The sequence below is a fragment of the Streptomyces sp. NPDC056061 genome, from assembly GCF_042266885.1.
GTDB lineage: Bacteria > Actinomycetota > Actinomycetes > Streptomycetales > Streptomycetaceae > Streptomyces.
This window is the reverse complement of the sequence record NZ_JBHJWQ010000037.1, coordinates 43,640-56,187: the sequence shown is the minus strand read 5'-3', so window position 1 is coordinate 56,187 and position 12,548 is coordinate 43,640. Positions and strand designations below refer to the sequence as shown.

The window sequence follows — 12,548 nt, the reverse complement described above, 5'->3', positions numbered from 1 at the left end:
TCACCCGAAACACTCTCCGGGCTTTCCTCCGGGCTTCTTCCCTTCGGTCTTGCGTTTCCGACTCTATCAGACCCTTTTCAGTGCCCGATCCCCGGCCGAAGCGGGATTGCTTTCCAGTTCCACGCTTTCGCGCTTCCCTTTCCGGCGATTCCAACCCTACCAGATTCTTTTTCCGTCCCGTTTCCGGTTCGGAATTCAATTCCGGTCGACCGTTGGAGTGGTCTTTGCCTCTCGGCGGACTCGACTTTATCAGAAACATTCAGTCGCTCTGAACGACTGAAGTGCTGAATGAAGAGAATCAAGGATTCCTGCGGAAACTTCCATTTCCCCAGGAGGCGGAGTAGATATTAGCCGCCTGGCCCAGACCTGTCCAGTCCGTGGCAACCGTTAAAATCTACCTCCCCTGCACGACTGTGTCAACAGTCTTTCGGGGAGATGAGCAGACTAGCAGGTCAGCAGGGGCGTACGCACATCAGGCGGCGACCGGCAGCTCGGCGCTGCGCTCCGATGCCTCGATGTCTCCGCCGGCTCCCGCTCGTACCGCTCTGCCGCCGAGAACATAGACGTACACGAGGAAGGCGGCCTCGGCGGCGACGCCGATGGCGATCCGGCCCCATGTCGGGAGACCGGACGGGGTGACGAAGCCTTCGATGACGCCCGAGACGAACAGGACCAGAGCGAGCCCGATGGCCATGCCGATCGCGGCTCGGCCTTCTCGGGCGAGGGCCGTTCGGCGGCTGTGCGGGCCGGGGTCGATGACGGTCCAGCCCAGGCGGAGACCGGTACCCGCCGCGACGAAGACCGCGGTGAGTTCGAGCAGGCCGTGCGGGAGGATCAGCCCCAGGAAGGTGTCGAGCCGGCCGGCCGAGGACATGAGGCCGATACCGACGCCGAGGTTGAGCACGTTGAGGAAGAGGATCCAGATCACCGGTATGCCGAAGAACGCGCCCAGGACCAGGCACATGGCCGCGGCCTTGGCATTGTTCGTCCATACCTGCGCCGCGAACGATGCCGCGGGGTGACTGGAGTAGTAGGTCTCGTACTCACCGCCGGGGCTGGTCAGGCGGCGGAGGTCGTCCGGAGCCGCGATGGCCGACTGCACCTCCGGATGCGTGCCGATCCACCAGCCGATGACCGCGGCCAGCAGCGCGGAGAGAACGGCTGTGGGTATCCACCAGCGCCGGGACCGGTAGACCGCGGCGGGGAATCCGGCGGTCAGGAAGCGGATGGCGTCGCGCCAGGAGGAGCGGCGGGTACCCGTCACCACGGACCGGGCACGAGCCACGAGCTGGGTGAGTCGCGCGATGAGCATGGCGTCCGGCGCGCTGGACTGGACGAGGGAGAGATGGGTGGCCGTGCGTTGGTAGAGCTCGACGAGTTCGTCGGCCTCCTCACCGGTGAGCCGACGTCCGCGGCGCAGGAGGTGGTCCAGACGGTCCCACTCCGTGCGGTGGGCGGTCACGAAGACATCGAGGTCCATGGTCGGCTGCTGCTCCAGGCGGGAGTGTGTACGGGGTCGTCCTACGGCGGCGCACTGCGGGTCAGCTTGGCAGACTGAGGGCCCGAGGGGCAGGGAAGGCCGACAAGGGGATGGGGCGCGATGAATGAACTGGTGACCGGCGACGCCGTCGTACTGGGTCTGCGGCCGGCGAAGCTGCCGAGCCGGATGCTGGCGCTGGCCATCGATCTCGTCGTACTGGGCGCCGCGTTCGTCCTGGTGTCGATCGGGCTGGTCGTCGCGGTGTCGACCCTGGACGAGGCGGCGGTGGCGGCAATATCCCTCGCGGCGTTCCTGCTGGTGCTGGTCGGTGGGCCGATCGCGGTGGAAACGCTCAGTCACGGGCGTTCGCTGGGGAAGCTGGCCTGCGGGCTGCGGGTGGTCCGGGACGACGGCGGGCCGATCCGCTTCCGGCACGCGTTGATGCGCGGCGCCATGGGTGTTGTCGAAATCCTGCTGACGTTCGGTGTGGTCGCCTGCATCGCTTCCCTGGTGTCGGAACGAGGGCGTCGCCTGGGAGATGTGTTCGCCGGAACGCTCGTCGTGCGGGAACGGGTGTCGGCGGGTCGGACGACGGCTGTGCCACCCCCGCCCCCGTGGCTGGTCGGGCGGTTCGCCGCGCTGGATCTGTCGGGGGTGCCCGACGGGCTGTGGCTGGCGATACGGCAGTACCTGACGCGCATGCATCAGCTCGATGCGCAGGTCGGCGGCGCGATGGCGGAGCGGCTGGCCGGCGAACTGACGAACCGGACCGGGGTTCCGGTTCCCCCGGGGGTGCCCGCCGGGGCATATCTGGCGGCGGTGGTGAACGAACGGCAGGTCCGGGATGCGCGACGGGTGCTCGTCGCCGAACGGGATGGGGCCGCGCCCGGCACGGCCGATGTCGGTCGGGCGGGCCACGTGGGACAGGCGGGGCGGATGGGGAACGCCGGGCCGGTGAGTGGGACCGGCCCGTCCATGTCCGCCGCACACACCGTGGCCGAGCCGTCCCCGGGGCATGCGGCGGCGGATACCCCCGCGGCGCCGACAACGGAAGAGGGCGGTCCGGCGCCCGCTTCGACGGGGTTCGCACCGCCCGCCTAGTAAGGGCTGTCCGCAATCCGTGGTGAATCAGCGCGCGGCGTCGGATGCGGTGCATCGCAAGGCCGGGGGGGCGTCCCTGCCGGATGTACTCGGACGCCTCGACAGCGCGGCGAGGAATGGGGCCGCCCCTGCGCGAGCGCAGCCGAGAGCTTGGGGAAGTGGCTGTCGTCGCGCGCCCGTCAGGGGTTACGGGACCAGCGGTGAGGGCGGCGAGTCCAGGTCCTCGAGCTCGACCCCGGGGGCTGAGAGGACCACGTCGCCGGCGATGTGCACGACGTGCCGCTCACCGGTGTCCAGGTCGTCGACCTGGTACTCGTCCACGATCAGGGGGCCGTTGTCAGTGGCGTGCGCTTCACTGTTCACCAGGGCCCAGGACCGGTCGACGGTACGGGGGGCGAGGACGGGGTCGGTGAAGGCGAGCAGCCGGACGCGGGCCACGGGGGAATCGGGGGTGAGACGCAGTAGTCGCGCTGTCGCGACGAGGAATGCCGGAGATGTGCCGGTGAAGGAGTGGGCGCCCACATTGCCTTCGGTGGCATGACTTCCGGCCGGGTCGGTGCGGACCCAGGTGACGCCGTCCAGGGCCGCACCGCGGACCTGCCAGCTCGCGGTGTGCAGTTCGAGGCGGATGGGGCGGCCAAGCTCGTCGAGCGTGAGGTCGACGGAGCCGAGGTCGTCGCCGGAAGGGGTGATGGTCCGGGAGACGTAGCGCCAGCCGGAGGGGCCTGGCGCGCATTGGAAGTGTTCTTCGCCGAGGAGGGTGTGATCGTGAAGATCATGGAGCGAATAACGACCGCGGGGCATGGAGTCCTTCGAGGTTCCTCGGGCTGAGCGGAGCCTGCGCCGCGCGGGCGCGTTACGGGGCAGGCCCCCGCCACGGGGGTGCGGGGGCCTGCTCTCGTGACTGCTGCTGAAGCGACTGCCGCTGAAGCTGTCTGCGTCCGTCGACGGCCGGTCGTCACCGGCCGGGTCACCGGCCGGTGACGGGGCGGTCGCCGACGACGGGATCAGTAGCGGTAGTGGTCCGGCTTGTACGGGCCCTCGACCTTGACGCCGATGTAGGCGGCCTGCTCGGGGCGGAGGGTCGTCAGCTTGACGCCGAGGGCGTCGAGGTGGAGGCGGGCGACCTTCTCGTCCAGGTGCTTGGGCAGCACGTAGACGTCGGTGGGGTACTCCTCGGGCTTGGTGAACAGCTCGATCTGGGCCAGGGTCTGGTCCGCGAACGAGTTGGACATCACGAACGACGGGTGTCCGGTGGCGTTGCCCAGGTTCAGCAGGCGGCCCTCGGACAGCACGATGAGGACCTTGCCGTCGGAGAACGTCCAGGTGTGGACCTGCGGCTTGACCTCGTCCTTGACGATGCCGGGGATCTTCGCCAGGCCGGCCATGTCGATCTCGTTGTCGAAGTGGCCGATGTTCCCGACGATGGCCTGGTGCTTCATCCTGGCCATGTCGCCGGCCATGATGATGTCCTTGTTGCCCGTGGTGGTGACGAAGATGTCGGCCTTGTCGACGACCTCGTCGAGCGTGGTGACCTGGTAGCCGTCCATCGCGGCCTGCAGGGCGCAGATCGGGTCGACCTCGGTGATGATCACGCGGGCGCCCTGGCCGCGCAGCGACTCCGCGCAGCCCTTGCCCACGTCGCCGTAGCCGCAGACGACCGCGGTCTTGCCGCCGATGAGGGTGTCGGTGGCACGGTTGATGCCGTCGATCAGGGAGTGGCGGCAGCCGTACTTGTTGTCGAACTTGGACTTGGTGACGGCGTCGTTGACGTTGATCGCCGGGAAGAGGAGGGTGCCGTCGCGGTGCATCTCGTACAGCCGGTGCACGCCTGTCGTGGTCTCCTCGGTGACACCACGGATCTCGGACGCCAGCTGGGTCCACTTCTGCGGGGACTCGCCGAGGGTGCGGGTCAGCAGGGTGAGGATGTGCCCGTACTCCTCGCTGTCCGCGGTCGACGGGTCCGGAACGGCGCCGGTCTTCTCGAACTCGACGCCCTTGTGAACGAGGAGGGTCGCGTCGCCGCCGTCGTCGAGGATCATGTTGGGGCCGCCGGTGGGGGTGTTCGGCCAGGTCAGGGCCTGCTCCGTGCACCACCAGTACTCTTCGAGCGTTTCGCCCTTCCAGGCGAAGACCGGGACGCCCTGCGGGTTCTCCGGGGTGCCGTTCGGGCCCACGGCGATGGCCGCGGCGGCGTGGTCCTGCGTGGAGAAGATGTTGCAGGAGGCCCAGCGGACCTCGGCGCCGAGGGCGACCAGGGTCTCGATCAGCACGGCCGTCTGCACGGTCATGTGCAGCGAACCGGTGATGCGGGCGCCGGCGAGCGGCTGCGCGGCGGCGTACTCCTTGCGGATCGACATCAGGCCGGGCATCTCGTGCTCGGCGAGGGTGATCTCCTTACGGCCGAACGCCGCGAGGGAGAGGTCGGCGACCTTGAAGTCCTGTCGGTTGGTGACCGTCGTCATAACGGGCTGCTCCTCGTGATGGGTGTCGAGGTGGGCGGCTGGCTCTGCGGCAGCGGGCACACGAATGCCCGGAGCTCACAGCGCAGTCCGTCGGAGGCCCTCTCTCCCTCGGCCGGTCCGTGTGCGCGGACCGATCGACCGCCATCAGCAGCGACGTCTGACACTGCCGTCGAATCTACACCGATCGCCCCGGCCGCTCCCAGCCCACCCGGGATCACGGGTGGCCGGGAACAGGCCGTGGGACGGGCAGGAGACGGGCCGTGGGACTGACCGTGGGACGGGCCCATGGGACGGGCCGGTGAACGGGTGGGCGAACGGGCCGGGAGGGCCGGGAGGGCGGGGAAACGGGCGTGCCGCAGTGGCACGACAGCAGTGGCCCGGCAGTCGGGGGCCAGCCGGGCGGATCCGGGGCCGGGGCTGCCGGTGGGTGCGGCAGCCCGCGGGTCAGTGTCCGGAATCCGCCGGGGTGCCCGGGGCGCCGCCCGGGGCCTTGCCGGGGTTGATGCCCGCCGCCGCGGCGGCCTCGCTGTAGATGTCCGGTTCCAGGTAGATGACGCGGGCGATCGGGACCGCCTCGCGGATGCGGGACTCGGCGGCGTTGATGGCATTGGCAACCTCGACGGCGGTGTCGTCGTGCTGCACCGCGATCTTGGCGGCGACGAGCAGCTCCTCCGGACCGAGGTGGAGCGTGCGCATGTGGATGACGCCGGTGACCGTGTCGCCGTCGACGACGGCCGCCTTGATCTTCTCGACCTGGTCGGTGCCGGCGGCCTCGCCGAGCAGCAGGGACTTCGTCTCGGCGGCGAGGACGATCGCGATGATGATCAGCAGGACACCGATGCAGAGGGTGCCGATGCCGTCCCACACGCCGTCGCCGGTCGCGAGGGAGAGGCCCACACCGGCGAGGGCGAGCACGAGACCGATCAGCGCCCCGAAGTCCTCCAGGAGCACGACGGGGAGCTCGGGGGCCTTCGCCCGACGAATGAATTCTCGCCAGGACAGCGAGCCGCGGGTCTCGTTGGACTCCTTTATGGCCGTGCGGAAGGAGAAGCCCTCGGCAATGATCGCGAAGACGAGCACACCCACCGGCCAGTACCAGGACTCGATCTCGTGCGGGTTCTTGATCTTCTCGTAGCCCTCGTACACCGCGAACATGCCACCGACCGAGAACAGCACGATGGAGACGAGGAAGGCGTAGATGTAGCGCTCACGGCCGTAGCCGAAGGGGTGCTGGGGGGTGGCCTCGCGCTGGGCCTTCTTGCCACCGAGCAGCAGCAGACCCTGGTTTCCCGAGTCGGCGACCGAGTGGACGCTCTCGGCGAGCATCGACGACGAGCCGCTGAACAGGAACGCGACGAATTTGGCCACGGCGATCGCGAGGTTGGCGCCGAGTGCCGCCACAATCGCCTTGGTTCCGCCTGACGCACTCATGGGTGCCTGGTGTCCCTTCTCCGGAGCTGCGGCCCTGGCGCCGCGGTACGGCCGGACATTGTTGCAGTCGCTGGTGCGGGAGGTTCGTCAGGCCACCACTGTGGCACGGAACAGGGTCCCTGTACCGGACACTTCGGTCTTCTCGCCGGCGGGCACGAAGACCGAGGCGCCGGGAGTGAGGCCGAGCGTGCCCGCCTTCGGGGCGCCCGCGGTGCAGAGCAGGATCTGCGGGGTGCCCCGGGTCAGGTCGACGGGGTCGGCGCCGGGCGACAGGTCGAAGCGCGAGAGGCGGAACTCGTCCGCGGGCGTCTCGTACAGCTCCTCGCCGGACGGGGACGCCTCGGGACGCAGGACGCCCGGGTCGGTCGGCTCGAAGCGGACGATGCGCAGGAGTTCGGGCACGTCGATGTGCTTGGGCGTGAGTCCGCAGCGCAGCACGTTGTCGGAGTTGGCCATGATCTCGACGCCGAGGCCGTCGAGGTAGGCGTGCGGGACGCCGGCGCCGAGGAAGAGCGCTTCGCCCGGCTGGAGCTCGACGTAGTTCAGCAGCATCGCCGCGAGGACGCCGGGGTCACCCGGGAAGTGGTGGGCGATCCGGGCGTACGGGGCGTGGTCGCCGCCGAGGCGTTCGGCGGCGGCCGCCGCCTCGTTCACCGTCCCGGCCGTCTCCGCCGGATCGGCGGTGAGGATCGCGGTGAGGACCTCGCGCAGGGCCGCCTCCTCGGGGTGGGCACCGAGGAGGTCGACGTACGGCGCGAGGGAGTCGACGCCGAGTGCGGCCATGGTCCCGGCCGCTTCGGCGGGGCGGCGGAAGCCGCACAGGCCGGCGAAGGGGGTGAGCGCGCAGATCAGTTCGGGCTTGTGGTTGGTGTCCTTGTAGGTGCGGTGGGGGGCGTCGATCGGGACGGACCGGCGCTCCTCGTCCGCGAATCCCCGTTCGGCCTGGGTGAGATCGGGGTGGACCTGGAGGGAGAGCGGGGCGCCCGCGGCGAGGAGTTTGAGGAGGAAGGGCAGGCGGGGTCCGAACTTCTCGACGGTGGCCCGGCCCAGTTCGCGCTCGGGATCGGCGGCGATGACCTCGGTGAGGGGGCGTTCCCGGCGGGGCTCCCCGGTGCCGGTGGGGCGGGTGAGACGGGAGGGGGCTCCCGGGTGGGCTCCCATCCACATCTCGGCCTGGGGTTCGCCGGTGGGGGCGACGCCGAGCAGCTCCGGTATGGCGGTGGTGGAGCCCCAGGCGTAAGGGCGCACGGTGTTGGAGAGCCGGTCCATGGTTCGTCCTTGTGAGGTGCGTGATCGGGTGGCGTGGTCCGAGGGGCGGTCGGGTGCTCGATCGGCGCTTGGCCGGGGGGCTCGGCCGACGGGAGGGGCGGGGGTGTTGGTCGGAGGTCGGGGGCGGGGAGGGGCCGCCGCGCGTGCCCGGACGGCGGGTGCTGTCAGGCGCGGGCGGACGACGCCAGTGCCAGGTAGACGGCGGCGAAGTCGGTGACCGCCAGGAGTTCGGCGAGGGCTTCGAGGCCGGTGCCCTCGTCGGGTTCGAGTTCGCTGATGGCCGTGTCGTGGCTCAGGGCCAGTTCGCGGGCGGCCGGGGCGGCGCTGAGGCCGCCGGTGGGGCGGTCGCGCAGCAGTACGACGCGGGCGTGCAGGGCCTCCGGCTCCTCGACCCGGTCGCGGAAGAAGTCGTCCGGATCGGCTCCGGCGGCGAACGCGCCCGTCAGCAGCGCCCCGTGGGCGACCAGTGCCTCGGGGAGATCCGCCGCGTGGGCCGGGCGTCCGGACAGTTCGGCGAGGACTGCGGCGAACCTCCGGCCGACCGGGCCCGCTGACTCCCCCTCCGACCAGATGAGGGGAAGGCTGTCGGCGAGTTCGGCGGCCAGGGTCTTCGCCGGGTTGCTGTAGGTGGCGATGGCCGGACCGCAGCGTTCCGCCGTGCGGTCGAGGCGATCCGCGACGCTCTGCAGCGCCTCGGCCGGAGCGGTGACCAGGCCGAGACGGTCGAGCAGTGCGAGCAGCGGGGTGAAAAGGGCCCAGAGCGTGCCCGGTCCGGCAGCTGCCGTCTCCGCGTCGTACTCGCCGTACGGGGCGGTCGCCATCGGTACGACGAGCCCGCGCGCGCCGTCGATCGTCTCGCCCAGCGGCGAGTGCCCCGGGGCGACGGCGACGACGCTGCACCCGCGCCGGTACGCCTGCTCGGCAAGGAGGGAGAGGCCGGGTTCCGAACCGTCGGCGGTGACGATCAGCAGCAGGTCCACGGACCCGGCCCAGCCGGGGAGCGCCCAGCGCATGGCGCCCGCGGCGGCGGCCACCCCGGTGGGGTGGATGCGGGTGACGGGCGCGGAGGCCCCCGCCAGAGCGCCGATCAAATCGGCGACACCCGCCGCTGCGGTGCCCGGGCCCGCGACGAGGACGGCGCGGGGGCGGCCCTCCGGATTCAGTCCGGCGATCCCGGCCTCCGTCGCGTGCCGGGCGGCGGTACGGACCCGGGCACCGGCCTCGGCCGCGCCGCGGAGCAGATCGCGGCGGTCGGCCCGGGCCAGGGCCTCCGGGGCGTCGAGCAACGACTCGTCGAGCATGGGGACGGTCCTCCGATCACATGCTGATCACCGTGCGCTTTCGGGCACGGATGCCGTTACGCGGGGCGGCGTGCCTCGTCGACGAGAAGGACGGGGATGCCGTCCCGTACCGGGTAGGCCAGGCCGCAGTCCTCGCCGGTGCAGACCAGCTCGGGGCTGTCGGCCGTCGTCCGGTCGTCGAGCGGGGAGTGGCAGGCCGGGCAGGCGAGGATCTCCAGGAGGCCGGCTTCGAGCGGCATGGGGTGGGTCCCTTCGGGCATTCGGACGGACAGTGATCCGGCGGGGCAGGCGTACCGAGCGGGCGGACACGTGCGCGATCAGGCGGGGACAAACGGTTCGCCCGCACGTGGACCGGGCGACGTCAGCCTACCGTCGGGGTCCGGCGGCCGCGGTCCGGGCCGGGGCAGGACGGGACGGGGAGGGCAGGGCAGGGCACGGGGAAGGGCAGAGGGTCTCGGTACGTCTCGGGGCGGGGACGGAAGCGGCACGGGAGCACGGGCGGGACGAGCAGAACAGGGACGAGGCCCGGGACGGGGCAGAGCTCCGGAATGAGGCCGGGGACGGGGCCGGACTCCGGGACGGGACGAGAAGGGCAGGGCACGGGCGGGACGAGGGGAAGGGGGTCCGGGCTGACGGCCCCGCAGCCCCCGTGGAGCCGTCCGGTCCGCCCTCGCCCTCCGTAGGGCCGTCCGTCGGCCCCGCCCCCGTGGCCGTCCGTCGGTCCCGCCCTGGCGGGTCTCGCCCTACCGGGTCTCTGCCCGGACGATCGCCAGCACCTCGTCCCGTACCGCGGTCATCGTCCCTTCGTCGCGGGCCTCGACGTTCAGCCGCAGCAGCGGTTCCGTGTTGGATGCCCGCAGGTTGAACCACCAGTCCGGACCGGTGATGGTCATCCCGTCCAGGTCGTCCGTCGTGAGGCCGTCGCGCGGCGCGAAGGACGCGCGCACCGCGGCCGTGCGGCCCGGCTGGTCGGCGACGGTCGAGTTGATCTCGCCGGAGCCGGCATAGCGGTCGTACTGGGCGACCAGTTCCGACAGCGGCCCCGATTGTCCGCCGAGTGCGGCCAGCACGTGCAGCGCGGCGAGCATGCCCGTGTCGGCGTTCCAGAAGTCGCGGAAGTAGTAGTGCGCGGAGTGCTCGCCGCCGAAGATCGCGCCGTGCTCGGCCATCTCGGCCTTGATGAAGGAGTGGCCCACGCGGGTGCGGACCGGGGTGCCGCCGTGTTCGCGGACCACTTCGGGGACCGAGAGTGAGGTGATCAGGTTGTGGATGACGGTGCCCGTGCCACCGTTGCGGGCGAGTTCCCGGGCCGCGACAAGGGCGGTGATCGCGGACGGGGAGACGCCGATGCCGCGTTCGTCCACGACGAAACACCGGTCCGCGTCGCCATCGAAGGCGAGCCCCAGATCGGCACCCTCGGCGACGACGCGGGCCTGGAGGTCGACGAGGTTCTTCGGGTCGAGGGGGTTGGCCTCGTGATGGGGGAACGTGCCGTCGAGCTCGAAGTACATCGGCACGAGGTCGACGGGGAGATCCGCGAAGACGGTGGGAACGGTGTGGCCGCCCATGCCGTTGCCCGCGTCGACGACGACCTTCAGCGGGCGGATCGACCCGAGGTCGACGAGGGACAGCAGATGCGCCGCGTAGTCGGGGAGCGTCTCGCGTTCGCCGACGGTGCCCGGGGCGACGACCGGTTCCGGTGCTCCGTCCTCGGACCACCGCTCGACCAGGGCGCGGATCTCGGCGAGACCGGTGTCCTGGCCCACGGGCGCGGCGCCCGCCCGGCAGAGCTTGATGCCGTTGTACTGCGCCGGGTTGTGCGAAGCGGTGAACATCGCGCCGGGGAGGCCGAGGCTGCCGGAGGCGAAGTAGAGCTGGTCGGTCGAGCAGAGGCCGATCAGGGTGACGTCGGCGCCGCGCTCCGTCGCACCGCGTGCGAAGGCAGCCGAGAGACCGGGCGACGAGGGGCGCATGTCGTGGCCGATCACGATCGCGTCCGCGCCCGTCACCTCGACGAACGCCGCACCGAAGTACTCGGCCAGCGACTCGTCCCATTGGTCGGGCACCACGCCGCGCACGTCGTACGCCTTCACGATCTGTGACAGATCAGCAGCCACGGGCCGGTCCTCCTGAAATTTCTACGGACCGCCCAAACTACCCGGCGACGGCTCGGGCCGATCGCGGGGTCTCGGGCCCACGGCCGTCGACGGGACCGGTTCGGGGTGGCCGGCTCGGCAGGACCCGTTCAGCAAGTCCGGTTCGGCGAGACCGGGTCGGGAGGACCGGGTCAGGAGTCAGGAGAACGCAGCACGCGCAGGTGGCCCCGGCGGGCGACTTCCATCGGATCCGCGGTCTGCGGGCCGCCGTTCCTGCCGTCGCCACCCCGCTCGTGCGGACGCGCCGCTTCCCGTACGGCATTGGCGAGCGCTTCGAGATCGTCACCGCTGGGGCGCGTGGGGGCGGAGGGATCGGAGAGCCGAACAACCTCCCAGCCGCGCGGGGCGGTCAGCCGCTCACTGTGCTCGGCGCAGAGGTCGTAGCAGTGGGGCTCGGCGTAGGTGGCGAGCGGGCCGAGGACCGCAGTCGAATCGGCATAGACGTACGTCAGTGTCGCGACGGCAGGGCGGCCGCACGCGGTGCGCGAACAGCGACGTACAGGGCTCACGATGTTGGACGGTACCGCACTCTTGAGCGGGCTGCGACGACTCTCCCCCAGGTCACCCCGTCGTGTCGCCCTGTGACCTCCCGCACAATCATCTTTCGGACAACCTTCTGACCTGCAAAGAAACAGAGAAACGCAGGTCACGGCGGCAACGATTCCGGTCACTTCTCAGCACAAAAGCTGTCATTCAGCGGGAGATCACCGATCGGCAGCCGGGCTTGAAACGGCCTGCTGCTTGGCCGGATTGTTCAGGATTGGACAGGCCGACGCTCCGTCAGGCAACGGCGATCCTTCCTCCGCGCCGGGAGTTACCCTGCGTCGGTGATGGACAGTCCCGTACCGCCCCACTCGTCCGAGCCGCGCCCACGTCGTCGCGACCGTCATGGCCGCGGCATGCGCGGGCCCGTCGCCCCGCCGCAGGTGCCGCTCTCGGTCAGCAGGGCGGAGAGTTTCCGTGATCTGGTGCAGGACTCCGTGGAACGACTGGAACGGCGCTGGCCGCAACTTGCCGATGTCGACTTCATGGTGCTGGACGTGCCGGGGATCACCACGCCGGAGGCGCAGGAGGAGACGGTTCCGCTGGGGCACGCGGTCTCCGCCGAGAAGAAGCGGCCGGCGCAGATCGTCATCTACCGGCGGCCCGTCGAGATCCGGGCCAAGAACCGCGACGAGCGGGCCCTGCTGGTGCACGAGGTCGTGGTGGAGCAGGTCGCGGAGTTGCTCGGGCTCTCGCCGGAGTCGGTGGACCCGCGGTACGGGCAGGAGTAGGTGGACGGGAGCGGGTGGAGCGGGGCGGACGGGAGCGGCTGACGCGACGGCACACGGAGTGCGGGCCGGTG

Annotated in this window: 11 protein-coding genes; 2 read left to right on the top strand and 9 right to left on the bottom strand. The window is 70.8% G+C overall.

All coding sequences use genetic code 11. The features are described from left to right. Positions 1 to 472: 472 nt before the first annotated feature. Positions 473 to 1,480 carry a stage II sporulation protein M gene (locus ACFC79_RS33515; RefSeq protein ID WP_376248231.1) on the bottom strand — a complete coding sequence of 336 codons (1,008 nt, stop codon included), beginning with the start codon at positions 1,478 to 1,480 and terminating at the stop codon, positions 473 to 475. 120 nt (positions 1,481 to 1,600) lie between these two features. Here ACFC79_RS33515 and ACFC79_RS33510 point away from each other — a divergent pair, with 120 nt between their 5' ends. Continuing rightward, the gene (locus ACFC79_RS33510; RefSeq protein WP_376248228.1) at positions 1,601 to 2,581 is read left to right on the top strand and encodes an RDD family protein; all 981 of its coding nucleotides are present in this window, start codon (positions 1,601 to 1,603) and stop codon (positions 2,579 to 2,581) included. Between the two features lie 186 nt (positions 2,582 to 2,767). Here ACFC79_RS33510 and ACFC79_RS33505 read toward each other — a convergent pair whose 3' ends face one another. The 8 genes from ACFC79_RS33505 to ACFC79_RS33470 form a co-directional block, all read right to left on the bottom strand. Next, a complete protein-coding gene (locus ACFC79_RS33505; protein ID WP_376248225.1) occupies positions 2,768 to 3,385 on the bottom strand; it encodes a hypothetical protein in 618 nt (205 codons plus the stop codon). Positions 3,386 to 3,588: 203 nt separating this feature from the next. Beyond that, positions 3,589 to 5,046 (bottom strand): adenosylhomocysteinase, encoded by a 1,458-nt coding sequence (gene ahcY, locus ACFC79_RS33500; RefSeq protein WP_376248223.1) that lies wholly within the window; start codon positions 5,044 to 5,046, stop codon positions 3,589 to 3,591. A gap of 444 nt (positions 5,047 to 5,490) precedes the next feature. Next, positions 5,491 to 6,477 carry a cation diffusion facilitator family transporter gene (locus ACFC79_RS33495; protein WP_376248221.1) on the bottom strand — a complete coding sequence of 329 codons (987 nt, stop codon included), beginning with the start codon at positions 6,475 to 6,477 and terminating at the stop codon, positions 5,491 to 5,493. 87 nt (positions 6,478 to 6,564) lie between these two features. Continuing rightward, positions 6,565 to 7,746, bottom strand: a complete 1,182-nt coding sequence (gene manA, locus ACFC79_RS33490) for a mannose-6-phosphate isomerase, class I (protein WP_376248219.1) — start codon at positions 7,744 to 7,746, stop codon at positions 6,565 to 6,567. Positions 7,747 to 7,910: 164 nt separating this feature from the next. Then, complete coding sequence (locus tag ACFC79_RS33485; protein WP_376248216.1) at positions 7,911 to 9,047, bottom strand: SIS domain-containing protein; 1,137 nt, start codon at positions 9,045 to 9,047, stop codon at positions 7,911 to 7,913. Positions 9,048 to 9,103: 56 nt separating this feature from the next. Next, positions 9,104 to 9,286: a Trm112 family protein gene (locus tag ACFC79_RS33480; RefSeq protein ID WP_376248214.1), complete on the bottom strand. Its 183-nt coding sequence runs from the start codon at positions 9,284 to 9,286 to the stop codon at positions 9,104 to 9,106. 504 nt (positions 9,287 to 9,790) lie between these two features. Next, a complete protein-coding gene (locus tag ACFC79_RS33475) occupies positions 9,791 to 11,164 on the bottom strand; it encodes a phosphomannomutase/phosphoglucomutase (RefSeq protein ID WP_376248211.1) in 1,374 nt (457 codons plus the stop codon). Between the two features lie 170 nt (positions 11,165 to 11,334). Then, complete coding sequence (locus ACFC79_RS33470; protein WP_376248208.1) at positions 11,335 to 11,712, bottom strand: DUF3499 domain-containing protein; 378 nt, start codon at positions 11,710 to 11,712, stop codon at positions 11,335 to 11,337. Positions 11,713 to 12,033: 321 nt separating this feature from the next. On the opposite strand from ACFC79_RS33470, the gene ACFC79_RS33465 reads away from it, so the two are divergent. Then, positions 12,034 to 12,477, top strand: a complete 444-nt coding sequence (locus ACFC79_RS33465; RefSeq protein ID WP_376248233.1) for a metallopeptidase family protein — start codon at positions 12,034 to 12,036, stop codon at positions 12,475 to 12,477. Positions 12,478 to 12,548 lie beyond the last annotated feature (71 nt).

What these genes read in the sequence shown, in the direction of transcription:
- ACFC79_RS33515 (WP_376248231.1), bottom strand. Translation starts at nt 1,480, where the DNA reads ATGGACCTCGATGTCTTCGTGACCGCCCACCGCACGGAGTGGGACCGT.
- ACFC79_RS33510 (WP_376248228.1), top strand. Translation starts at nt 1,601, where the DNA reads ATGAATGAACTGGTGACCGGCGACGCCGTCGTACTGGGTCTGCGGCCG.
- ACFC79_RS33505 (WP_376248225.1), bottom strand. Translation starts at nt 3,385, where the DNA reads ATGCCCCGCGGTCGTTATTCGCTCCATGATCTTCACGATCACACCCTC.
- ahcY (WP_376248223.1), bottom strand. Translation starts at nt 5,046, where the DNA reads ATGACGACGGTCACCAACCGACAGGACTTCAAGGTCGCCGACCTCTCC.
- ACFC79_RS33495 (WP_376248221.1), bottom strand. Translation starts at nt 6,477, where the DNA reads ATGAGTGCGTCAGGCGGAACCAAGGCGATTGTGGCGGCACTCGGCGCC.
- manA (WP_376248219.1), bottom strand. Translation starts at nt 7,746, where the DNA reads ATGGACCGGCTCTCCAACACCGTGCGCCCTTACGCCTGGGGCTCCACC.
- ACFC79_RS33485 (WP_376248216.1), bottom strand. Translation starts at nt 9,047, where the DNA reads ATGCTCGACGAGTCGTTGCTCGACGCCCCGGAGGCCCTGGCCCGGGCC.
- ACFC79_RS33480 (WP_376248214.1), bottom strand. Translation starts at nt 9,286, where the DNA reads ATGCCGCTCGAAGCCGGCCTCCTGGAGATCCTCGCCTGCCCGGCCTGC.
- ACFC79_RS33465 (WP_376248233.1), top strand. Translation starts at nt 12,034, where the DNA reads ATGGACAGTCCCGTACCGCCCCACTCGTCCGAGCCGCGCCCACGTCGT.